Here is a 22,167-nt window from a genome sequence, read left to right on the forward strand (position 1 = left end):
TGGGCGCACAGCATGGTCGATTCGACAACGGGAGTACGCGTGGAAATCCGCATCGGCATCATCAACACCGGCCGCGAGCTCAGCTTCGAGACCTCGGCGACCGCGGACGAGGTCCGCACGCAGGTGTCCTCCGCCCTCGAGCAGAGCACCTCGCACCTGAACTTCGCCGATGTGAAGGGGAACTCCTACCTGGTCCCCACCGCGCACCTCGCCTACATCGAGCTCGGCACCGAGGAATCGCGCCGCGTCGGCTTCGTGGCCTGACCCGCGATGTACATCCTTCTCGCGCTCATCGGCGCGTGCGTGCTCGGGATCGCTGCGCACTTCGTGATCGGCGGCCGTGAGCTGCGCGGTGTGGCGTTCACTCCGGCGGTCGCGACCGCCGTGGCCGCGGTCCTCTACACGGGCCTGCAGTGGCTCGGCCTGGGCGAGGACAGCGTCTGGCTGTGGCTCGCGAGCGTCCTCGGCTCGGTGCTGCTCGCCGCGGCCGCGACGGCCGCGCTGGTGGCGCTGCGGCGTCGGTCCGACGCGTCGGCCAAGGCGGCTCTCGGCATCTGAACGCCCGCGCTCCCGACGGGAGAGCCCGCTAGGACGCCAGCCCCATCGCATCCATGCGCCGGGCGTGCGCGCCCATGAGCTCGGTGTAGACCGGCTCGACGCGCTCCTCGGTCATGGCCGCCAGCTCGGGCTGGCGCAGAGCGGAGCGGCAGACGAGGATCGTGTCGCCGACGAGACGGCGCGCCCACATCGACAGCAGCGACCGCCACTCTCCGTCGCCGTCGATGGTCTCCTGGATGATCGCGACGATCTCGTGCCTGGCGTCGTCCTCGCTGAGGATGTCGACGACCCTGGCGCCCACCTCGCCGTAGCTCGATGCGAGCGCGAGGTAGAAGTCGTCCAGCATGCCGGCGGTGATGTACACCGACAGCAGGGTCTCGCGCGGGCGCGCGCCGATCGTCTTGCGGCGGAACGCGTCGAGGTTCTCGCGGAACGGCAGCATCAGCTGGGTGGGGTCGTCGCCCCGTTCGGCGATGAGGTCGACGATCGCGCGGTGCTTGGTGAGGGCCGCGCCGGCCGCCCTCGACAGCGACTCCTTCTCGGAGAGCTCGGGTGTGGCGCGGATGAGCCGGGTCAGCGTCTCGAAGTAGCCGAGCTGCAGATACGCGGCCTGTCCCAGGAACCGATCGAGCTCGGGGGCGACCTCGGAGAAGTCGACCTTCGTCGACGTGCCCTGATCGCCGCGGCTGCGCAACGTCATCGTGCGGCGGGGCGCCCTGCGCTTCCAGAACCAGTTGACCACGGGTTCACAATACTCGGACGAGAGGTCACTCCGAGGCTCCGGCGCCCCCTCGGGTAGGCTGGAGCCGTCCCCGCCGTCGGAGCGGGGCCCGCGCCTGTGGCACATGAGACGGCGTGGATCCGTGAAACGTGGCGATCCTCGCAGGTCGCCGGACAGGCATCTGAACATTGACTACCTTCGCTGATCTCGGAATCGATCAGGACATCGTCGACGCACTCGCCGCCAAGGGCATCGTCGACGCCTTCCCCATCCAGGAGCAGACCATCCCCCTCGGCCTCCCCGGCCAGGACATCATCGGCCAGGCCAAGACCGGCACGGGCAAGACCTTCGGCTTCGGCATCCCGGTCGTGCAGCGCCTGGGCCAGAACCCGGAGCCGGGCGTCAAGGCACTCATCGTCGTGCCGACCCGCGAGCTCGCGGTGCAGGTGTACGAGGACATCGACCTGCTCACCAGCAACCGCTCGACCAGCGTCGTGGCGATCTACGGCGGCAAGGCGTACGAGGGCCAGATCGACCAGCTGAAGGCCGGCGCGCAGATCGTCGTCGGCACGCCCGGTCGTCTGATCGACCTCGCCGGTCAGCGCCTGCTCGACCTCTCGAACGCGACCGAGGTCGTGCTCGACGAGGCCGACAAGATGCTCGACCTCGGCTTCCTCGCCGACATCGAGAAGATCTTCCAGAAGGTCCCGGCGGTCCGCCACACCCAGCTCTTCTCGGCGACCATGCCCGGCCCGATCGTGGCTCTGGCTCGCCGCTTCATGACGAACCCGATCCACATCCGCGCCAACGACCCCGACGAGGGTCTCACGCAGGCGAACATCAAGCACCTCGTGTACCGCGCGCACTCGCTCGACAAGGACGAGGTCATCGCGCGCATCCTGCAGGCGGAGGGCCGCGGCAAGACCGTGATCTTCACGCGCACCAAGCGCGCGGCGCAGCGCCTCGTCGACGAGCTGAGCGACCGCGGCTTCAACGTCGGCGGCGTGCACGGCGACATGGGCCAGGACCAGCGCGAGCGCTCGATGGCCGCGTTCAAGGCCGGCAAGAAGGACGTCCTGGTCGCGACCGACGTCGCCGCCCGCGGCATCGACGTCGACGATGTCACCCACGTCATCAACCACACGATCCCCGACGAGGAGAAGACGTACCTCCACCGCGCCGGTCGCACGGGTCGGGCCGGCAAGACCGGCATCGCCGTGACCTTCGTCGACTGGGAGGATCTGCACAAGTGGGCCCTCATCAACCGCGCGCTCGAGTTCGGCCAGCCGGAGCCGCTGGAGACCTACTCGTCGAGCCCGCACCTGTACGAGGACCTCGACATCCCCGCCGGCACGAAGGGCCGCCTCGTCTCGGCGCCCAAGACCGAGAAGCCGGCTCGCGCCCCGCGCCCCGAACGCGCAGCGGATGCCGCAGCAGAGGGCGCCTCGGAGGGCGGCACGCGTCGTCGTCGCCGCCGTCGCGGCGGATCAGCTCAGGTCGGATCGACCTTCGCCGACGGCGCGACCGAGAGCACGGGCGCTGATGGCGGCTCGTCCGCATCCGCCGACCGCAGTGCCGAGGGTGCGGGCACGCACGACGGCGCTGGCAAGGAGCATCACGACGGCAAGCCGGCGCCCGCTCGCCGTCGCCGTCGCCGTCGCGGCGGTTCCGGTGCCGGAGCGGCACCGGTCGCCGGCGCCTGATCGACTCCACCCGACACGACCTCCGAGGGGGCGGATGCTACGGCATCCGTCCCCTCCGTCGTCGCCGGACGACGCCCAGGCGCTCGCGGCGGGTAGACCCACGTGACCATCACGACCGAGATGATCATGAGCAGGAACCAGGAGCTGAGCTTGCTCAGCGACACCGGCTGCCACGCGACGACCTGGTCGGGGTACGCCCACGCCCCGGCCCACGTCCCGATGTTCTCGGCGAGGTAGATGAAGACGGCGACCCCGGCGAAGACAGCGAGCAGCGGCAATCGGATCGTCCGTCGCCAGACCCGCGCGTGCATGACGGTCGGCAGCCACACGATCACCACGCCCGCGAGGAGCACCCATCGTGCGTCCCACCACCAGTGGTGCGTGAAGAAGTTGAGGTAGATCGCCGCCGCGAGGACGGTCGTGAGCCAGCGCCACGGGTACCGCGTGAAGCCGAGGTCGAAGAGACGGTAGACCCTGACCATGTACGACCCGACGGCCGCGTACATGAAGCCGCTGAAGAGCGGGACGCCGCCGATGCGCAGGATGCCGTCTGCGGCATAGGCCCACGACCCCACGTCGGTCTTGAAGAGCTCCATGACCGTGCCGGTGAGGTGGAAGAGCACGATGACCCACAGCTCGCGCCCCGACTCGAGGCGGAACACGAGCATCCCGATCTGGATGAGGACCGCGGCGATCGTGAGCACGTCGTTGCGCGCGAGCGCTGCGTCGTCGGGATACCAGAGCCGCGCCGCGACGATCGCGACCAGCAGCAGCGCTCCGAACACGCAGGCCCAGGCCTGTTTGAGCACGAACACGGCGAACTCGACGAGCCCGGCGCGGACGCCGCGATCGGAGGCGTCGCGGAGGATGCGGTGAGCGATCGCGTCGATGCGCTGCTCGAGGGACGTCGCTCTCTGCATGCCGTGAAGCGTATCCGCGCTCCTCGACAGTTCGCCGTGAGATCCGAGTCGGCTGCGGTGCGGGTCAGGGATAGCGCGGCGAGGAGCCTGTCGCGCGCTCGATCAGCCGGGCGACCATCTCGTCGGACGTCGTGTTCTCCCCCGGCAGATTGGGCTTGCCCGAGCCGTGGTAGTCGCTCGAGCCGGTGACGATGAGGTCGTGATCGGCCGCGATCCGCCGCAGGGTCCGCTTGCCCGCCTCGGTGTTCTCGCGGTGGTCGATCTCGAATCCGCCGAGTCCCGCGTCGATGAGGCGCTCGATGAACGGGACGGGCATCATGCGGTCGCGCCCCGCCGTCACGGGGTGCGCGATGATCGCGACCCCGCCGGCCTCCGTGATGAGCCGCACCGCGGTGAGCGGGTCCGGGGCGTAGTGCGGCTCGTAGTATCCCTCCCGCGGGTGCAGGATGCCGTCGAAGGCCTCCGTGCGGTCGCGGACGATGCCCCGGGCGACCAGCGCGTCGGCGATGTGCGGCCGGCCGACCGTCGCATCCGGAGTGGTCTGCGCGACCACGTCCTCCCAGTGCAGGTCGTAGTCGCGACCGATGCTGCGGACGATCCTCTCCGCGCGACCGATGCGGTCTCCGCGGATGCGCTCCGTCTCGGCCGTCAGCCCGGGGTGCGCGGGGTCGAAGAGGTATCCCAGCACGTGCACGCTGCGCCACTCGTGCTTGGCTGAGAGCTCCATCCCGGGGAGGAACGTCATCCCCAGGTCGGCCGCGGCGGCACCGGCCTCGTCCCAGCCCGTGGTGCGGTCGTGGTCGGTGAGAGCGGCGGTCCGCACACCGTACGCGTGGGCCTGCCGCATGACCGTGTCGGGCGACTCCGTGCCGTCCGAGTGGTTGGAGTGCAGGTGCAGGTCGGCGGGACCTGCGAAGCGGTGGGAGCGAACGGCCATCCTCCGAGCGTACCGAGCGGCGGAGCCCCCGAGACGCGCGGGCCCGCGGCAGGGACTTCACAGCGACCGCTCCTAGGCTGGACGGGATGCTACGACTCCTGGGGATCCTGTTCACGGTGCTGCTCGCGATCGCGACGGCGATCGTCGTGTGGCCGCAGTTCTTCCACCTCGAACAGACCTGGCCGTTCGCCCAGATCGTCGCCGCCCGCGGCCTGGTGCTCGGCGTGTTCCTCGTGGTCGCGGTGCTGGCGCTCCTCCTGCTCCTCGCCCGGCCGCTGCGCGGCTTCGCGGCCTCCGTCCTCATCGTGGCGCTCCTCGGAGCCGGCGCGACGGGCGTGGTCGGCATGACGCGTGGCTTCGGAACCGGCACCCTCCCCGCGGCGACCGATACCAGCATCCGCGTGCTCACCTGGAACACGGCCGGCGACGCGGTCTCGGCGGAGGAGATCGCACAGCAGATCCTCGACCAGGGCGCCGACATCGTCGCTCTCCCCGAGACCACCGAGGCCGTTGGCGAGCAGATCGCCGTCATGCTGCGCGAGCAGGGGCACCCGATGTGGGTGCACCACGTGCAGTTCAAGCCCGATGTCGTCGACGGCCCGAAGTCGTGGCACACGACCGTGCTCGTCTCCCCCGAGCTCGGAGAGTACTCGGTGATCGAGTCGTCGGAGGACGGATCGAGCAACACCGGCTCCGTGCCGAGCGCCGTGCTGATGCCCGTCGGTGGGAACGCCGGCGGTCCCACGATCGTCGCCGTGCATGCGGTCGCTCCGCGCATGGAGGAGATGGAGCAGTGGAGCAGCGATCTGCGCTGGATCGCCGATCAGTGCCCCGAGGGGAACTTCGTGCTGGCGGGCGACTTCAACGCGACCGTCGACCACATGGCGGGCCTCGGCGTCGACGGAGGCGACATGGGGTACTGCCGCGACGTCGCATCGCGCACCGGCAACGGTCTCAGCGGCACATGGCCGAGCTCGCTCCCCGCACTCCTCAGCGCGCCGATCGACCACGTCATGGCCTCCCCGAACTGGACGCCGACCGGCTCGCTCGTGATCGACGACGCCGGGGGAAGCGACCACCGCGGTCTGGTCGTGCAGCTGGAGCCCGCCGGCTGACATCCGTCCGCCGCCGAGCAGGTGACAGACTGGAGGGATGAGCACCGCAGAGCGCGACACGATCGCAGAGCCCGCCGTCGAGACCCCGGTCGAGAACAGCACCACCAACCGCAAGCAGCCCTTCCCCCGCGGCTTCCTCGACACCATCTCGACCGGATGGGCGGACCGCCCCGAGTCCCTCCCGACAGCGCGCCCGCAGGCCGCCTTCGCCGCCACCCGCCGCGCCGCCGTCTCTGCCGCCTTCCCCGGCAAGCGCCTCGTGATCCCGGCCGGGTCGCTCAAGCAGCGCAGCAACGACACCGACTACCCGTTCCGCGCCCACTCCGCCTTCGCGCACCTGACCGGGTGGGCCGCCGATTCGGAGCCGGACTCGATGCTCGTCTTCGAGCCGACCGACGACGGCCACGACGTCACCCTCTACTTCCGGGAGCGCGCGGACCGCACGACCACCGAGTTCTACGCGGATGCGACGGTCGGCGAGTTCTGGATCGGACCGCGCCCCTCCCTCGCGGGGGTCGCCGCCGACCTCGACATCGTCACCGCGCACCTCGACGAGTACACCGAGGTCGATGGCTCGCTCGTGCTCGACGAGTCCGAGGACCTCACCCGCGTCGTCTCCGAGCTGCGTCTCGTGAAGGACGACTACGAGATCGCCGAGATGCGCCGCGCCGTCGACATCACCGCGCAGGGTTTCGACGACATCATCCGCGCCCTCCCCGACGCGGTCTCGCACGCCCGCGGCGAGCGCGTCGTCGAGGGTGTCTTCCACCGCCGCGCCCGTGAGGACGGCAACGGCGAGGGCTACGACACGATCGCCGCGTCCGGCCCGCACGCCTGCTACCTGCACTGGACGCGCAACGACGGCACGGTCGTGCCGGGAGACCTCATCCTCGTGGACGCCGGCGTCGAGGCCGACAGCCTGTACACGGCCGACATCACACGAACCCTCCCGGTCTCCGGCACCTTCTCCGAGGTGCAGCGCCGCGTGTACGAGACCGTGCGCGAGGCCGCCGACGCCGCCTTCGCCGCCGCCCGCATCGGGGTGCGGTTCCGCGAGGTGCACGAGGCTGCGATGAAGGTCATCGCCGCCCGCGTCGCCGAGTGGGGCCTGCTGCCGGTGACGGCTCAGGAGGCGCTCGATGCGGATGCCGGCGGTCAGCACCGTCGCTACATGGTGCACGGCACCTCGCACCACCTCGGCATCGACGTGCACGACTGCGCGCAGGCGCGTCGCGAGATGTACTACGACGGCATCCTCGCTCCCGGCATGGTCTTCACGATCGAGCCGGGGCTCTACTTCCAGATCGACGACCTCACCGTGCCGGCCGAGTACCGCGGCATCGGCGTGCGGATCGAGGACGACATCCTCATGACCGAGGACGGACCCGTCAACCTGTCGGCGGGCATCCCCCGCACCGCCGACGAGGTCGAGGCCTGGATCGCGCGCGTGCAGGCCTGAGTCTCGCCTCCCCGAGATCAGGACACCGCACCGAGATCAGGACGATTCAGCCCCGGAGACTCCTGATCACGGGGTGCCGTCCTGATCTCGGGCTGCGAGGCGATGCCGTCACCGGCAGCCGTCGGCGACGATCGGCGCGAGTGACGCTCCGATCTCCTCGGCCGGACGCTTGCGTCCCTTGACATCGAAGGTATGGCCGCCGCCGTCGATCCACACGACGCGGGCGTCCTGGCAGGTCGCCACGACCTCGTCGAACTGCGTGAGGGGCTGGATGAACGGGTCGTTCGAGCCCTCCACGAAGAGCTGCGGCACCGCGATCCCCGGCAGGTGCTCCGCTCGAGGCTTCTCCGGTCTGCCCGGCGCGTGCAACGGATAGCCGAGGTAGACGAGCCGGTCGACCGCCATTCCCTGTGCCACGGCCATCGACGCCATGCGTCCGCCGTACGACTTCCCCGCCGCCCAGACCTCCGCGTCCGGACGCTGGGCTCGGACCTCCGCGACGATGGCCTCCCACGTGGCGATCGCATGCGCAGCAGGACCCGGCATCCGTCGGCCCTGCTCGACGTAGGGGAAGTTGAACCGCAGCGTCGTGAACCCGAGGCCGTTGAGCGCATCGGCGAAGCCGGTGAGGAACGGGTGGTCCTTACCCGTGCCTGCCCCGTGCGCGATCGCGACGACCGTGTCGCCGTCGCCCGCCCAGTCGGCCGAGACGACGGTCTCCCCCGCCGGCAGGACGACGCGGACGTCGACCATCAGGCGCGCAGGTACGGGATCGCGAACGGCACCCGCATGACCTTGCCCGCCGAGGCTCGAACCATCCCGACGATGACGAGCACCAGGTGCAGGATTCCCACCGCGACGTAGAGGAGGATGATCGACCCGAACGGGAAGAAGCCGGTGATCGGCCCGTCGGCCGACAGCACGAAGAGCAGCACGAAGTGGCTGACGAGCAGCACCGTCGAGACGAGCAGGTAGGTGAGCCCCCAGTTGAGGGCGGTCCGCGCGTTCTCGCGCGCGACTCCCCCGGCCCGGCGCGACGCCCCGCCACTGACAGCCATCGCGATACCGGAGGCGATCCCGCCGACGAACGGGAACGGGATGAGGATCAGCAGACCCAGCGCCCACGGGAGCAGTCCCCGCGGCGGTGCGGCGACCGCATATGCGCCAGCGGGGTGACCGGTGGGAGCCTGCGGATACCCGGCGGGAGCCTGCGGATACCCGGCGGAGCCCTGCGGATACCCCGGCTGCCCGCCCTGCGGCGGGTAAGGCGGCGTCTGCGCGTTCTGCGGAGGCACCGGGGGTGCCGGAGGAGCGACGGGCGGATACTGCGGCGACGAGTACTGCGAAGGGCGAGGCGCCTGCGGCTGCTGAGGACCGTCCGCGCTCATCACGCGCCTTCCGGCTTCGGGCTGCCCGGCACGTCGCTGCCCGGCACGTCGCTGCCCGGTGCGTCGACGGGCGGCGCGACGGGATCGGCGGGACGAGGCGGGATCACCGGATCGGCGGCGGGGGCGTCGCCCTCACCCGGCTTCGCGGACGGCGCCTCGGGGGCGGTCGGCGGCGGGGTGGGCTGGCCACCGGTCGGGATGCGCTCGCCGTACTTCGGCGGCTCATCGAGGTTGACGGGCGGGCGCACGGTCGCGGGGCGCACGGCGCCGAGCACCTGCCGGGCCTTGGCGAGCGAGGTCGGCTGGACACGGACCTCGTAGTGGTCCGCCGCGAACTGCGTGACGCTGGCGAAATCGCGGCGTCGCCGCACGATCGCGTAGGTCACGAGGCTCAGCAGCATGCCGAGCGCGACGCCGATGAAGACGAAGCCGACGAAGAGCTGGATCGGCACCTCGGGGTTGCCGAGCACGAGGATGGCCGACAGGAAGAGTCCGATGAGCACGCCGTTGATGGCACCGGAGCGCGCGGCGGCGGCGTAGCCGAGACGTCCGGTGACGCGCTCGACCGTGCGGACGTTCTGCCCGACGATCGCGATGTCCCGCGCCGGCACCTCCTGGGCGATCAGCTTGGAGACGGTCTTCTGCGCGCCCTCGTAATCGCGGGTCGAGGCGACGATCTCTCCCTCGTCGCGACTGTCGGCCGGACGGTTCAGCATGCTCATCCGGCCATTCTCCCACGCCGTCCTTTCGGCGGGCTCCGAGCAGCCGTCTCCGCGGGTCGGCGCACCGCTCTCCCCCGGCGTCTCGCGGACTACGCTGGACGGGTGAGCACACAACGGGTATTCGCCGCGCGCCTGGCAGGCTGCGCCGTCTTCGACCCCGTGGGCGACCGGCTCGGCAAGGTCCGTGACGTCGTCATCGTGTACCGAAGTACCGCCGCACCGCGCGTGATCGGTCTCGTCGTCGAGATCCCCGGTCGCCGTCAGGTGTTCCTCTCGATCGGACGCGTCACCTCGATCCGCTCCGGCCAGGTCATCACGACCGGCCTCATCAACGTGCGCCGGTTCTCGCCGCGCGCCGGTGAGGTGCGCATCCTGGCGGAGCTGCTCGGACGCCGCGTGACCCTCGTCGACGGCAGCGGCGACGCCGTCATCGAAGACGTCGCGATCGAGCCCAACCGTCTCGGCGAGTGGGCGATCAGCCAGCTGTTCCTGCGCCGCCCGAAGACGAGCGCGTCACCGTTCGCGAAGGGCCCGACGACGTTCGCGGCGTGGAGCGAGGTCGCCGAGCAGCGCGCCCCCGGAGAGGCGCAGTCGGCCGAGCAGCTCGTCGCGTCCTACTCCGAGCTGCATGCCGCCGACCTCGCCAACACGCTCCTCGACCTGCCGCAGCAGCGCATGATCGAGGTCGCCGAGGAGCTCTCCGACGACCGGCTCGCCGACGCCCTCGAGGAGATGCCCGAGGACGAGCAGGTGCACATCCTCGACCGACTGGGCGACGAGCGCGCCGCCGACATCCTCGATCAGATGGAGCCGGACGACGCCGCCGACCTGCTCGCGCAGCTGCCGCCGAACCGCCTCGAGCAGCTCCTCGAGCTCATGGAGCCGGAGGAGGCCGAGGACGTCAGGATGCTCCTGCGCTACGGCCCCGACACGGCGGGCGGTCTCATGACGCCGGAGCCCATCGTGCTCTCCGCCGACGCCACGGTCGCCGAGGCCCTCGCGCTCATCCGCCGCCACGAACTGCATCCGGCGCTGGCCGCCGCGGTGTTCGTGACGCTGCCGCCGTTCGAGACGCCGACCGGGCGTCTGCTGGGCATGGTGCATTTCCAGCGGATGCTGCGCTACCCGCCGCACGAACGGCTGGGCGCCATCGTCGACGACAGTCTGGAGCCGGTGCCCGTCACGGCGTCCGCGGCCGAGGTGGCGAGGATGCTGGCGAGCTACGACCTCGTCTCGCTCCCCGTGATCGACGCCGCGCACCGGCTCGTCGGAGCGATCAGCGTCGACGACGTCCTCGACTATCTCCTCCCCGACGACTGGCGCACGCACGACACCGATGACAGCGTGCAGCAGCCCGCACCCGCGAAGAAGGAGGTGGGATGATGGCCCGCTCCCGCAGCCGTTCGCCCCAGCTCGACGCCCCACTGGGGCGCGGCGCCTCCCGCCCCCGGTCGACCTCCCGCGACCGCTTCGGCCGGTTCACGGAATGGGTGGCCCGAGCGATGGGCACGCCGGCGTTCCTCGTCATCCTGAGCCTGTTCTGCGTGCTGTGGATCGGCTGGAACACCCTGATGCCCGATGGCCTGCGCTTCGACGACGCCGCGCTCGGCTTCACCGCCCTGACCCTCATGCTCTCTCTCCAGGCGTCCTACGCCGCACCGCTGATCCTGCTCGCGCAGAACCGTCAGGACGACCGCGACCGCGTGCAGATCGAGCAGGACAGGCAGCGCGCCGAGCGCAACCTCGCCGACACCGAGTACCTCGCCCGCGAGATCGTGGCGCTGCGCATGTCCCTCGAGGAGCGCAACAGTCAGGTCGTCACGCGGGACGTGCTGCGGCAGGAGCTGAAGGCCCTGCTGGCGGAGCTCGGCGACCACGAGGACTCCCCCGAGGAGCGGCGGGCGAGCAGCCGCGCCACCTCATGACCGCGGTCGACGCCGTCCGCGCGGCTGTCTCGGCCGTGACCGACCCTGAGCTGCGCCGCCCCATCGGCGACCTCGACATGGTGCGCGACATCGCGGTCGAGGGTACGCGGGCGCAGGTCGGCATCGTCTTGACGATCGTGGGCTGCCCCGCCGCGGCCCGCATCGAGGCGGATGTGCGCGCGGCGGCGGTCTCCGTCGCCGGAGTCGACGAGGTCGACGTGGAGGTCGGGGTGATGACCCCGGCCGAGCGCAAGGCCCTCACCGAGAAGCTGCGCGACGGTCGCCCACCGCGCCAGATGCCCTTCGGGCCGGACTCGCTGACCCGCGTGATCCTCGTGTCGAGCGGCAAGGGCGGCGTCGGCAAGTCGTCGGTCACCGCGAACCTGGCGGTGGCGCTGGCCGATCAGGGCCTCGCCGTCGGGCTCGTGGACGCCGATGTGCACGGCTTCTCCATCCCCGGGCTCCTCGGCATCCCCGCCGGCACCCAGCCCACGCGCATCGACGACCTCATGCTGCCGCCGGTCGCCTACGGGGTGAAGACCATCTCGATCGGCATGTTCCTCCGTGACGGTGAGGCCGTGGTCGCGTGGCGCGGTCCGATGCTCCACCGCACCGTGCAGCAGTTCCTCACCGACGTCTTCTTCGGCGACCTCGACGTGCTGCTGATCGACATGCCGCCGGGCACCGGTGACATCGCGATCTCCATCGGACAGCTGCTGCCGCACGCCGAGGTGCTCGTCGTCACCACACCGCAGACGGCAGCGGCCGATGTCGCGATCCGCAGCGGGCTGGTGGCGCGCCAGACCGGTCAGCGCGTGATCGGGGTCGTCGAGAACATGGGCCCGCTGACGCTGCCCGACGGCTCTGTCATGGACCTCTTCGGCTCGGGCGGCGGAGCGGCCGTCGCCGCCGCGCTCTCCGCCGACGCCCCCGTGCCCCTGCTCGCCTCGATCCCGCTCAGCCCCGCGCTGCGAGCCGGCGGCGACGCGGGCGCTCCGATCGTGCTGACGGACGGAACGGATGCCGCGGCCGTCGCGATCCGCGATCTCGCCCGCACGCTCGCGCGTCAGGGTCGCGGTCTCTCCGGTCGCTCGCTCCCGATGACGGTCGGTCCGTCGTGACCGTCACCGTCTCGGAGTCTCTCGTGCGCCGCATGGCCCGCGACGCCGCTGTCTACGGCCTCACACGGCCCTGGGCGATCATCATGTGGGTCGCGCTGGCGGCGAGCCTCGCGCTCAGCATCCTCACTCTCACGGCCGGCGTCGGCGCCGGCGACTCCGGGTCCGCCGGCTGGCTGCCGCTCGCGAGCGTCGCGCTCATGGCCGTGGCGATCGGCACAACGGTATCGGGGGCGCGGCGAGCGGTGCGCACCGCGATGCCACCAGGCACGATCGTCTGGGCTCGCCTGAACGACGAGGACCTGCAGATCGGCGCTGATCGCCGGGTCTCCGTGATCCCGTACGAGACGTTCCAGGGCATGCGTGTGGGGAGCGACGCGGTCATCCTGCGCGTGCAGGGGTCATCCGCCGTCACGGCGGTGCCGCGCGCGGTGTTCACCGACGACGACGTCGCGCGTCTGCGCGACCGCATCGGCTGAGCGACCGCATCGGCTGAGCGCCCGGACCGCCGGTCGGCTCAGGTCGCCTCGGGGTCGTACGGCGGGGGGCTGTCGACGGAGAAGTCCGGTCGCACCGTCGGCTTCTTCTTCGGCGCGACCACCGCGGGTTCCGCGACCACTCCGGCGCTGGGGGTGGGAGCCGGGGTCCTGTCGTCCTCGAACAGCGCGTCCCTGATGATGCGTCGGGGGTCGTACTGGCGGGGGTCGAGCTTGCGCCAGTCGACGTCGTCGAGTTCGGGGCCCATCTCGTCGCGCACTCGCGAGCGCGTGTCGCGAAGGAACTCGCCGGCACGACGGGCGAGCTTCGCCACGCTCTCGGCATAGCGAGGCAGCCGCTCAGGTCCGACGAGCAGAACAGCGATCAGACCGATCAGCAGCAGCTTCTCGAACGTGATCCCGAACTGCATCTGTCCAGGCTACCGCCGCGCCTGCCCGCCTGCCGCACGCCGAGCGCATACGCTGGGAACACACAAACCTCAGTCGGGAGAATCAGGGCAATGAGCGAGAACGATGCGAACGCACGTTTCATCCGCGAGTCGATCGTGGAGCCGTCCGCGATCGCCCGCGCTCGTGCCCACGCCGTCGAGCTCGGCGCCGCCCCGGTGAGCGCCGCGGTCGGCTCGCAGATCGCCGTGCTGGCCGCGGCGACCGGCGCCCGGTCGATCGTCGAGATCGGCACCGGCGCGGGCGTCTCCGGTCTCTGGCTGCTGCGTGGAGCGCCGCAGGCCGTCCTCACGTCGATCGACAACGAGCCGGAGCATCTGGCCGCAGCACGGCAGGCGTTCGCCGATGCCCGCGTCCCCGCCACCAAGGCGCGGTTCATCACGGGCCGCGCGGCCGACGTGCTCCCCCGCATGAACGAGGCCTCCTACGACATCGTCCTCGTCGACGCCGACCCCGAGAACGTGATCGAGTACGTCGAGCACGGTCTGCGCCTGGTGCGCACCGGTGGGATGGTCCTCGTCCCGCGCGTACTCGTCGGCGGCAAGGTCGCCGACCCCGTGCAGCGCGATGCGGTCACGACGGCGTTCCGCTCCCTCATCCAGGAGACGCAGGAATCGCCTGCCGTCCTCGCAACGGTCTCGTCGGCCGGCGAGGGACTTCTGCAGCTCGTCAGCGTCGCCACCGACTGAGCGCCTCGACCACGACCGACGGCGATCCCGCACAGACGAAAAAGGGCGACGGATCTCTCCGTCGCCCTTTTCGGTGGTCCGCGTCGAGCGGACCGGAGTTCGGTCAGGCCGGCGCCACGACGGCAGCCAGCACGTCGTGAAGCTCCTTCGCCTCAGCGTCGTTCACGGACACGACCAGGCGGCCGCCGCCTTCGAGCGGGACACGCACGATGATGAGGCGCCCTTCTTTCACGGCCTCCATCGGTCCGTCTCCGGTCCTCGGCTTCATCGCTGCCATCGTGGGCTCCTTTTCCTCCGGTGGTATGCGATCAGTTTATCGGGTGCAACCGAGACCTGGATGTCCGCTGAGAAGAAATGCAATCACGCGTTAACATTCACGGGACCTGCCAGAACGTGTTCCCCTGCGCGTAGACGTGGAAGATCCAGACCCACTGGCCGAGCACGCAGAGCACGAGGACACCGAGTCGCCACAGCCGGGAACGCGGGACGGCGACCGCTCCCCACAGCGGGCTGAGCGGCAGCAGCAGGCGGAACGTGCTCGACTGCGGGAAGAACACCGCGAGCAGATAGAGCAGGTAGCTCGCACTCCAGAGCCTCAGGTCGGCGCCGACGCGGCGCACCTGCGGCACGAGGAGGAGTGCGGCCGCGAGCGCGACGACGAGCAGCACGAGGGCGACGGGCCCCCACGCGGTGGGCAGGCCCCACTGCGCGAACCAGAACGACGACGCCTGCACCCAGCCCTCGAAGGGGATGAACCCCTCCACTCCCCCGACGATCCAGAGGCGCCGCCACGCGAGCTCGGTCGCGAGGTAGGCGACGGGGTCGCCGGTGGCGGCACCCGCGATGACCTGCCAGCCGAAGCCGCAGACCACGGCGAGCGCTCCCAGCGCCACGATGTGCACCGCCTCGCTCGGCCGGAGCGGGTCATCGCGGCGGCGCAGGAACCGCAGGATGCCGTGGAGCCCGAGGTAGAGCGCGAACGCCAGGATGCCGGGACGCGTGAACGCCATGACCGGCACGAGCAGGTAGAGCCACGCGTATCTGCGTCGGATCGTGGCGTCGAGAGCGAGGAACAGCAACAGGAGGAACAGCGTCTCCGCGTAGCCCACCTGGAACATCGCGGCCAGCGGCCCGAAGGCGAAGAACGTGACCGCCCACAGTGCGGCGGTGCGCCCGATCCGGTTGCGCAGGAGCCGGTGCAGAGCGAGGCAGGCGAGGTACCCGGCAGCGAAAGAGAGCAGGAGCGCGCCCGCTCCCCAGGATCCGAGGAGGAACCCGATGCCCTTCGCCGCGTACGCGAACACGGGCATGAACGCCCAGGCGTTCTCTGCCACGTCGCCGGAGTCCGTGAGCGGGAGCGTCGACGGGTAGCCCTCCTCCGCCACCAGCCAGTACCACTGCGCATCCCATCCCACGACGAAGTCGCCGAGACCGGGATCGGCGCCGAAGCGCGAGAGCGAGGTCGACTGCAGGGCGGCGGCGATCATGAGAGCGGTCGTGACCGCCCTCGCCGCGAGGTAGATCACGGCGATCTTGAGGGGCACGGGGGTGCGCGCCCACCGCCGAGCGAGCGTCAGCGCGAGCTGAGCCACGTACGCAGCCCTCGCTCCACGGCCTCGATCTGCGCGACGGGCACGCGCTCCTCGTCGTGATGGGCGAGATGAGGGTCGCCCGGCCCGTAGTTCACCGCGGGGATGCCGAGGGCGGAGAAGCGCGCGACGTCGGTCCATCCGTACTTCGGGCGCGGTTCGGCGCCGACGGCGGCGACGAACTCCTTCGCGATCGGGGCATCGAGACCGGGACGGGCGCCCTCGGCGGCATCCGTGATCTCGACGTCGAAGCCTGCGAGCAGGTTGCGGATGTGGGCCTCGGCATCCGCCGCCGACTTGCTGGGGGCGAAGCGGTAGTTGACCTCGATCTCGCACGCGTCAGGGATGACGTTGCCAGCGACGCCGCCGGTGATGCGGACGGCGCTCATGCTCTCGCGGTAGAGCAGACCCTCGACCGCGACCTCCCGCGCGCGGTACTCCGCGAGCCTCGCGAGGACGGGCGCTGCACGGTGGATCGCGTTCTCGCCGATCCACGCGCGGGCTGCATGGGCGCGCACTCCGGACGTGCGCACGATCGCACGCATCGTGCCGTTGCATCCGCCCTCCACCTCGCCGTTCGACGGCTCGCCGAGGATCGCGAAGTCCGCCTGGAACAGATCGGGGCGCTCGGCGGCGAGCAGCGTCAGTCCGTTCTTCGAGGCTTCGACCTCCTCGTTGTCGTACCACATCCAGGTGATGTCGACAGCGGGATCGGTGAGCTCGGCGGCCAGCTTCAGCTGCACCGCGACACCGCCCTTCATGTCGACGGTCCCTCGGCCCCACAGGTGGGGGACGCCGTCGATGTCGACGTCGCGTGTGGGGACGTTGCCGTTGATCGGCACGGTGTCGATGTGCCCGGCGATCGCGACGCGCTGCGCCCGGCCCAGGGCCGTGCGCGCGACGATCGTGTTCCCGTGGCGAATCACCTCGAGGTGGGCGTAGCCGGACACGGCCTCCTCGATCGCGTCGGCGAGCGGCTTCTCGTCGCCGGAGACGCTGGGGATGTCGCAGATCGCGCGGGTCAGGTCGAGGGATGACGCGGTGAGGTCGAGCAGCATGAGCCCAGCCTACTTACCCCGTCATGCGGGCGTCGGCGAGGCGGAAGGGGCGATACCGTGGAGGCATGACTGAGGCGCGCACCGTGTGGGGTACTGGACTTTCGACGATCGCCGGTGACGGCACCGTGCTCGACGCCTGGTTCCCCGAGGTCACGACCACGGCGCCGACGGCGGGGGACGCCGCAGCCGCCCTCCTCACCCTGGACGCCGTCGCCGGACCGGACGAGCGCCGCAACGTGACCGTCGAGACCGTGCAGCTGCACATCGACCTCGACGAGGCCCCTGCCTCGACGGTCGACGCCTACCTCCGTCTGCACGCCCTGTCGCATCTCGTCGTGCGTCCGAACGAGCTCAACCTCGACGGCATCTTCGGCCACCTGCCGAACGTCGCGTGGACGAACGCCGGACCGATGCATCCCGACGACGCGGCGCGGCTCCGCCCGCTGCTGCAGCGCGCCGGCATTCAGGTGCAGGGACTCGACAAGTTCCCGCGGCTCACCGACTACGTGCAGCCCGCCGGCGTGCGCATCGCCGACGCCTCGCGCGTGCGACTCGGCGCCCACCTCTCGCCCGGCACGACGGTCATGCACGAGGGCTTCGTCAACTTCAACGCCGGCACGCTCGGCGCCTCGATGGTCGAGGGACGCATCTCGCAGGGCGTCGTGGTCGGTGACGGCAGCGACATCGGCGGCGGCTCCTCGATCATGGGCACGCTGTCCGGTGGCGGATCGCATCGCGTCTCGATCGGCGCGCGCACGCTCCTCGGCGCGAACGCCGGGATCGGCATCTCGCTCGGTGACGACTGCGTCGTCGAAGCGGGCCTCTACGTGACGGCGGGAACCAAGGTGGTCCTGGTCGACGCGCCGGCCACGCCCGGCGGCGGGCGTCCCTCCGTCAAGGGCGCGGAGCTATCAGGACGCGACGGTCTGCTGTTCCGTCGCAACTCGCTCAGCGGCGCCGTCGAGGCCGTCACGAGGGCCGGCGTCGGCGTCACTCTGAACGAGGCTCTGCACGCCTAAGAACGGCCGGCGCCGGCGATCATGGCCGCGCTGATAGACTGAGGGGGTCGTACGGGCCTCCAGTCCGGCGATGTCGTCGTCGTCACGGGGTCTCCGAGGACCGAAGCGGGCGCTCCAGAACCGCCCCCACAACCAGCCTTCGCTGGCGTTTCGCACGGCGAACCGATGCGCTGTCCTGCGCCGTCGCCACCTCATACCCAGAATCCTCGCGTGCGGTCGTCCGCACGCGCTGATGGAGCTTTCTCTATGTCTTCCTTCCTCGAACTCGGCGTACCCGCCGATCTCGCCGCCGTCCTCGCCGCCTCGGGCAAGACGGAGGCGTTCGCCATCCAGCGCGACACGCTGCCCGACTCTCTCGCGGGCCGCGACCTGCTCGGCCGCGGCCGTACGGGCAGCGGCAAGACCATCGCGTTCGCGCTCCCCCTCGTCGCGCGCCTCGCCGCATCCGGCAGGAAGCGCCGCTCCGGCCTCCCCCGCGGACTCGTACTGGCACCGACCCGCGAGCTCGCGACGCAGATCGCCGCGACCGTCGCTCCCCTCGCCGAGGCCGCGGGCCTGAAGGTCACGACCGTGTTCGGCGGTGTGAGCCAGCGTCCGCAGGAGCAGGCGCTGAACGGCGGCGTCGACATCGTCGTGGCCTGCCCTGGTCGCCTCGAAGACCTCATGAAACAGCAGATCGTGCGCCTGAGCGAGATCGAGGTCACCGTGCTCGACGAGGCCGACCACATGGCCGACCTGGGTTTCCTTCCCGGTGTCACCCGCATCCTGAACGCGACGCCCGCCGGCGGACAGCGACTGCTGTTCAGCGCGACGCTCGACCGCGGCATCGACACCCTCGCCCGCCGCTTCCTCGTGAACCCCGTGAGCCATGAGGTCGACGAGGCCAGCGTCCCGGTCGGCGAGATGACGCACCGCGTGCTCGTCGTGGACTCCACGGAGAACAAGACGACCCTCGTGCGCGATCTCGCCTCCGGCACCGGCCGCCGCATCCTCTTCACGCGCACCAAGCACCAGGCGAAGAAGCTCGCGAAGCAGCTCACCGCAGCCGGAATCCCCGCCGTCGACCTGCACGGCAATCTGTCCCAGAACGCGCGCGAACGCAACCTCGGCGCCTTCTCGAGCGACCCCGACGACGGCGGTGTGCGCGTGCTCGTCGCGACCGACGTCGCAGCCCGCGGCGTGCACGTCGACAACGTCGACCTCGTGGTGCACGTCGACCCGCCCATGGAGCACAAGGCGTACCTGCACCGCTCCGGCCGCACGGCTCGTGCCGGTGCCGCCGGCACGGTCGTGACCGTGGTGCTGCCCGAGCAGCGCCGCGACGTCAAGGACCTGCTGCGCAAGGCCGCCATCTCCGTCGCGCTGGAAGAGGTCACGCCCGCTGCCGTCGAGCAGCTGGTTCCCGAGCGTGCACCGCACGTGCGCCCGGCACCCGTGCAGAAGCAGCCGCAGCGCCAGGCACCGAAGCAGCGCCCGGCAGGCGGTGAGCGCGGTGCGGCCACGACGCCGCCGTCGCGTCGTCGCCGTCGTCCCCGCTCCGGCGGGCAGGGTCAGGGCGGTCAGGGCGGTCAGCCGCAGGGCGGCTCCCGTCAGGGCGGTCGCGGTCGCGGCGGCCAGGGGCGCTGACCCCGGGCTGAGCTCGACGAGAGCCCACAGACGAGAAGAGCGGATGCCGTAGGGCATCCGCTCTTCTCGTCTGTGTTCCGGTGCGTGCGACCGTCAGCGGGTCTGGAAGGTGCGCTCGACCGATCCCGTGTACAGCTGCTGCGGACGGCCGATCTTCGTCTGCGGGTCGAGCTGCAGCTCGCGCCACTGGGCGAGCCAGCCAGGCAGGCGGCCGATCGCGAACAGCACGGTGAACATGCGGGTCGGGAATCCCATGGCCTTGTAGATGACGCCGGTGTAGAAGTCGACGTTCGGGTAGAGGCGACGCTCCTTGAAGTAATCGTCCGCGAGCGCGATCTCCTCGAGCTCCTGCGCGAGATCGAGCAGCGGGTCGGTCACGCCGAGCTCCGCGAGGACCTCGCCAGCGGCCTCCTTCACGAGCTTGGCGCGCGGGTCGTAGTTCTTGTAGACCCGGTGGCCGAAGCCCATGAGCTTGACGCCCTCTTCCTTGTTCTTCACCCGCTCCACGAAGCGCGAGACGCTCTGACCGGAATCGCGGATCTGGCCGAGCATCGTGAGCACGGCCTCGTTCGCTCCGCCGTGGAGGGGCCCGGAGAGAGCCTGGATGCCGGCGGAGATCGACGCGAACTGGTTGGCGCCGGTGGAGCCGACGAGGCGCACGGTCGAGGTCGAGGCGTTCTGCTCGTGGTCCTCGTGCAGGATGAGGAGGAGCTCCAGTGCCTTCGTCATGACCGGGTTGATCTCGTACGGCTCGGAGTTGACGCCGAAGTTCAGCTTGAGGAAGTTCTCCACGAAGCCGAGCGAGTTGTCGGGGTAGAGGAACGCCTGACCGACGCTCTTCTTGTGCGCGTAGGCGGCGATGACCGGCAGCTTCGCGAGCATGCGCACCATGTTGAGCTCGACGTGCTCGGGGTTGTGCGGATCCGTCTGGCCCTCGTAGTAGGTCGACAGCGCGGCGACGGCCGACGACAGCACCGACATGGGGTGCGCGGTGTGGGGCAGGGCGGAGAAGAACCGCTTGAGGTCTTCGTGCAGCAGGGTGTGACGACGGATCTTCTCGTCGAACTCGGCGAGCTCGGCCGCCGAGGGCAGCTCACCGTAGATGAGGAGCCAGGCCACCTCGAGGTAGCTCGTCTTGCCGGCGAGCTGCTCGATCGGATATCCGCGGTACCGCAGGATGCCCTTGTCGCCGTCGATGAACGTGATCTCCGACTTCGTCGACGCGGTGTTCACGAATCCGTAGTCCAGGCCGGTGTAGCCGGTCTGCTTGGTCAGCGTCGAGAAGTCGATGCTGTCGTGTCCGGCCGTGCCGCGCACGACGGGGAACTCCGCGGTGGTCTCGCCGATCGTCAGCTTCGCCGTCGCCTGCTGGTCTGCCGCTGCGCTCACGCGGGGGCCTCCTCATGGGTCTTCATCAAGCCTTGTGTGGCGATGTCACGACGCTGTGCGTCGGGGTCGGGCCGAGATCGTCGATACGCGACCGAATCGCTTCTACAGCCTAGTAGGCGCATCGGCCTACTGTGACATCGCACAAAACAACGGGGGTGCCGGGGAGGACTTCTACAGTGCCGACGCGCGCAGACGCCGCGCGGCCTCGAGCACCCGCTCGGTGGGCGCGGTGAGCGCGAGGCGCACGTGCTGCCCTGACGAGGCGCCGTAGAACGAGCCGGGACCGGCGAGGATGCCGAGGTCGGCCAGGCGCGTCATGCTCGCCCACGCGTCCTCTCCCGCGGTCGCCCACAGATACAGCCCGGCCTCGGAGCCGTCGATGCGGAATCCCGCCGCCTCGAGTGCCGGCCGCAGGGCGTCGCGGCGCTCGCGGTAGAGCTCCTTCTGCGCGGCCACGTGCTCGTCATCGCCGAGCGCGACGGCCATCGCGTGCTGCACGGGAGCCGGAGGCATCAGCCCGAGGTGCTTCCGGGCCGTCAGGAGGTCGCCCACGATGCGGGCACAACCCGCGAGGAACGCCGCCCGGTAGCCGGCGAGGTTCGACTGCTTGCTCAGCGAGTAGACGCTCAGCAGGTTGGCCCTGCTGCCACCGGTGACCCGCGGGTCGAGGACCGACGGGATCGTCTCCGATGCCCAGGCTCCGTCCCAGCCGAGCTCCGCATAGCACTCGTCGCTCGCGAGCACGGCGTCGAGCTCCCGCGCGCGGCGCACCGCTGCGGCGAGCTCCTCGACGGTCCAGGTGCGCCCGTCGGGGTTGCCCGGCGTGTTGATCCAGATGAGTCTGGCGCCCTCCGGCCATTCGGCGGGATCGTCGGCGGCGACCGGTGTCGCTCCCGCGACGCGCGCACCCACCTCGTACGTCGGGTAGGCCACACGCGGATGCACGACGACGTCTCCCTCACCGAGCCCCAGGAGCGTCGGGAGGAGCGCCACGAGCTCCTTGGAGCCGATCGTGGGGAGCACGTTGTCGACGGTGAGGTCCGGCACTCCCCTGCGACGGGCGTACCAGTCGACGATCGCCTCGCGGAGCGACGACGAGCCGACGGTCTGCGGGTAGGCGTGTGCGTCGGTCGCGTCGGCGAGAGCCTGGCGGATCAGATCGGGCGTGGGATCGACGGGCGATCCGACGGACAGATCGACGAGACCGTCAGGATGCTGCGCCGCGCGCTCGCGGTACGGGACCACCGCATCCCAGGGGAAGTCGGCGAGGTCGTGGACGCTCACGGG

General features: G+C 70.6%; 23 protein-coding genes and 1 pseudogene. 12 read left to right on the forward strand and 12 right to left on the reverse strand.

The features are described from left to right. Positions 1-39: 39 nt before the first annotated feature. Positions 40-264 (forward strand): DUF3107 domain-containing protein, encoded by a 225-nt coding sequence (locus RAC69_RS07535; RefSeq protein ID WP_096714814.1) that lies wholly within the window; start codon positions 40-42, stop codon positions 262-264. Positions 265-270: 6 nt separating this feature from the next. Continuing rightward, the gene (locus RAC69_RS07540) at positions 271-558 is read left to right on the forward strand and encodes a hypothetical protein (RefSeq protein ID WP_341934989.1); all 288 of its coding nucleotides are present in this window, start codon (positions 271-273) and stop codon (positions 556-558) included. 28 nt (positions 559-586) lie between these two features. Here RAC69_RS07540 and RAC69_RS07545 read toward each other — a convergent pair whose 3' ends face one another. Beyond that, positions 587-1,300, reverse strand: a complete 714-nt coding sequence (locus tag RAC69_RS07545; RefSeq protein WP_096714816.1) for a ferritin-like fold-containing protein — start codon at positions 1,298-1,300, stop codon at positions 587-589. Positions 1,301-1,467: 167 nt separating this feature from the next. On the opposite strand from RAC69_RS07545, the gene RAC69_RS07550 reads away from it, so the two are divergent. Then, positions 1,468-2,982, forward strand: coding sequence for a DEAD/DEAH box helicase (locus tag RAC69_RS07550; protein ID WP_375086239.1), 1,515 nt, complete (start codon positions 1,468-1,470; stop codon positions 2,980-2,982). Here the strand turns inward: RAC69_RS07550 and RAC69_RS07555 are convergent. Together RAC69_RS07555 and RAC69_RS07560 are read right to left on the reverse strand one after the other, a co-directional pair. After that, positions 2,895-3,902, reverse strand: coding sequence for a DUF817 domain-containing protein (locus tag RAC69_RS07555; protein ID WP_375086241.1), 1,008 nt, complete (start codon positions 3,900-3,902; stop codon positions 2,895-2,897). The genes RAC69_RS07550 and RAC69_RS07555 overlap by 88 nt on opposite strands. A 64-nt stretch (positions 3,903-3,966) precedes the next feature. Beyond that, positions 3,967-4,839: a PHP domain-containing protein gene (locus tag RAC69_RS07560; protein ID WP_375086243.1), complete on the reverse strand. Its 873-nt coding sequence runs from the start codon at positions 4,837-4,839 to the stop codon at positions 3,967-3,969. Between the two features lie 86 nt (positions 4,840-4,925). On the opposite strand from RAC69_RS07560, the gene RAC69_RS07565 reads away from it, so the two are divergent. Together RAC69_RS07565 and RAC69_RS07570 are read left to right on the forward strand one after the other, a co-directional pair. After that, positions 4,926-5,954, forward strand: coding sequence for an endonuclease/exonuclease/phosphatase family protein (locus RAC69_RS07565; RefSeq protein ID WP_341934993.1), 1,029 nt, complete (start codon positions 4,926-4,928; stop codon positions 5,952-5,954). A 37-nt stretch (positions 5,955-5,991) separates the two neighbouring features. Further along, a complete protein-coding gene (locus RAC69_RS07570; RefSeq protein WP_375086245.1) occupies positions 5,992-7,413 on the forward strand; it encodes an aminopeptidase P family protein in 1,422 nt (473 codons plus the stop codon). Between the two features lie 108 nt (positions 7,414-7,521). Here RAC69_RS07570 and RAC69_RS07575 read toward each other — a convergent pair whose 3' ends face one another. From RAC69_RS07575 to RAC69_RS07585, 3 genes are read right to left on the reverse strand one after another with little or no spacing between them, the layout of a single operon-like run. Beyond that, the gene (locus RAC69_RS07575; protein ID WP_375086246.1) at positions 7,522-8,166 is read right to left on the reverse strand and encodes an alpha/beta family hydrolase; all 645 of its coding nucleotides are present in this window, start codon (positions 8,164-8,166) and stop codon (positions 7,522-7,524) included. Continuing rightward, the gene (locus RAC69_RS07580) at positions 8,166-8,801 is read right to left on the reverse strand and encodes a DUF4870 domain-containing protein (protein ID WP_375086248.1); all 636 of its coding nucleotides are present in this window, start codon (positions 8,799-8,801) and stop codon (positions 8,166-8,168) included. Before RAC69_RS07580 ends, RAC69_RS07575 begins: the two co-directional genes overlap by 1 nt. Next, the gene (locus RAC69_RS07585) at positions 8,801-9,523 is read right to left on the reverse strand and encodes a general stress protein (protein ID WP_375086250.1); all 723 of its coding nucleotides are present in this window, start codon (positions 9,521-9,523) and stop codon (positions 8,801-8,803) included. The genes RAC69_RS07580 and RAC69_RS07585 overlap by 1 nt, the downstream gene beginning before the upstream one ends. A 102-nt stretch (positions 9,524-9,625) precedes the next feature. On the opposite strand from RAC69_RS07585, the gene RAC69_RS07590 reads away from it, so the two are divergent. Genes RAC69_RS07590 through RAC69_RS07605 form a run of 4 tightly spaced genes read left to right on the forward strand, consistent with a single transcriptional unit; the run spans position 9,626 to position 13,045 of the window. Then, positions 9,626-10,906 carry a magnesium transporter MgtE N-terminal domain-containing protein gene (locus tag RAC69_RS07590; RefSeq protein ID WP_341934997.1) on the forward strand — a complete coding sequence of 427 codons (1,281 nt, stop codon included), beginning with the start codon at positions 9,626-9,628 and terminating at the stop codon, positions 10,904-10,906. Continuing rightward, positions 10,906-11,448 carry a DUF1003 domain-containing protein gene (locus RAC69_RS07595; protein ID WP_375086394.1) on the forward strand — a complete coding sequence of 181 codons (543 nt, stop codon included), beginning with the start codon at positions 10,906-10,908 and terminating at the stop codon, positions 11,446-11,448. The genes RAC69_RS07590 and RAC69_RS07595 overlap by 1 nt, the downstream gene beginning before the upstream one ends. Then, positions 11,445-12,569, forward strand: a complete 1,125-nt coding sequence (locus RAC69_RS07600) for an Mrp/NBP35 family ATP-binding protein (RefSeq protein ID WP_375086252.1) — start codon at positions 11,445-11,447, stop codon at positions 12,567-12,569. The genes RAC69_RS07595 and RAC69_RS07600 overlap by 4 nt, the downstream gene beginning before the upstream one ends. Continuing rightward, positions 12,566-13,045, forward strand: coding sequence for a YcxB family protein (locus RAC69_RS07605; RefSeq protein WP_375086254.1), 480 nt, complete (start codon positions 12,566-12,568; stop codon positions 13,043-13,045). The genes RAC69_RS07600 and RAC69_RS07605 overlap by 4 nt, the downstream gene beginning before the upstream one ends. 38 nt (positions 13,046-13,083) lie before the next feature. Here the strand turns inward: RAC69_RS07605 and RAC69_RS07610 are convergent, their stop codons facing one another. Next, on the reverse strand, positions 13,084-13,473 hold the full coding sequence (locus RAC69_RS07610; protein ID WP_375086256.1) for a Sec-independent protein translocase TatB: 390 nt from the start codon (positions 13,471-13,473) through the stop codon (positions 13,084-13,086). 90 nt (positions 13,474-13,563) lie between these two features. On the opposite strand from RAC69_RS07610, the gene RAC69_RS07615 reads away from it, so the two are divergent. After that, the gene (locus tag RAC69_RS07615; protein ID WP_375086258.1) at positions 13,564-14,199 is read left to right on the forward strand and encodes an O-methyltransferase; all 636 of its coding nucleotides are present in this window, start codon (positions 13,564-13,566) and stop codon (positions 14,197-14,199) included. A gap of 103 nt (positions 14,200-14,302) precedes the next feature. Here RAC69_RS07615 and RAC69_RS07620 read toward each other — a convergent pair whose 3' ends face one another. From RAC69_RS07620 to dapE, 3 genes are all read right to left on the reverse strand, one after another. Next, positions 14,303-14,476, reverse strand: a complete 174-nt coding sequence (locus RAC69_RS07620; RefSeq protein ID WP_017203323.1) for a DUF3117 domain-containing protein — start codon at positions 14,474-14,476, stop codon at positions 14,303-14,305. A 97-nt stretch (positions 14,477-14,573) separates the two neighbouring features. Then, a complete protein-coding gene (locus tag RAC69_RS07625; protein ID WP_375086259.1) occupies positions 14,574-15,791 on the reverse strand; it encodes a hypothetical protein in 1,218 nt (405 codons plus the stop codon). Beyond that, positions 15,773-16,846: a succinyl-diaminopimelate desuccinylase gene (gene dapE, locus RAC69_RS07630; RefSeq protein WP_341935003.1), complete on the reverse strand. Its 1,074-nt coding sequence runs from the start codon at positions 16,844-16,846 to the stop codon at positions 15,773-15,775. The genes RAC69_RS07625 and dapE overlap by 19 nt, the downstream gene beginning before the upstream one ends. 65 nt (positions 16,847-16,911) lie before the next feature. On the opposite strand from dapE, the gene dapD reads away from it, so the two are divergent. Both dapD and RAC69_RS07640 read left to right on the forward strand, forming a co-directional pair. Further along, positions 16,912-17,865: a 2,3,4,5-tetrahydropyridine-2,6-dicarboxylate N-succinyltransferase gene (gene dapD, locus RAC69_RS07635; RefSeq protein ID WP_375086260.1), complete on the forward strand. Its 954-nt coding sequence runs from the start codon at positions 16,912-16,914 to the stop codon at positions 17,863-17,865. A gap of 246 nt (positions 17,866-18,111) precedes the next feature. Further along, a pseudogene (locus RAC69_RS07640) lies at positions 18,112-19,488 on the forward strand (DEAD/DEAH box helicase); the annotation flags it as partial. A 96-nt stretch (positions 19,489-19,584) separates the two neighbouring features. On the opposite strand, the gene RAC69_RS07645 reads toward RAC69_RS07640, so the two are convergent. After that, the gene (locus RAC69_RS07645) at positions 19,585-20,880 is read right to left on the reverse strand and encodes a citrate synthase (protein WP_341935006.1); all 1,296 of its coding nucleotides are present in this window, start codon (positions 20,878-20,880) and stop codon (positions 19,585-19,587) included. A 171-nt stretch (positions 20,881-21,051) separates the two neighbouring features. Further along, positions 21,052-22,164, reverse strand: coding sequence for a succinyldiaminopimelate transaminase (gene dapC / locus RAC69_RS07650; protein WP_375086261.1), 1,113 nt, complete (start codon positions 22,162-22,164; stop codon positions 21,052-21,054). Positions 22,165-22,167 lie beyond the last annotated feature (3 nt).

The organism is Microbacterium sp. LS_15, assembly GCF_041954735.1.
Taxonomy (GTDB): Bacteria; Actinomycetota; Actinomycetes; order Actinomycetales; family Microbacteriaceae; genus Microbacterium.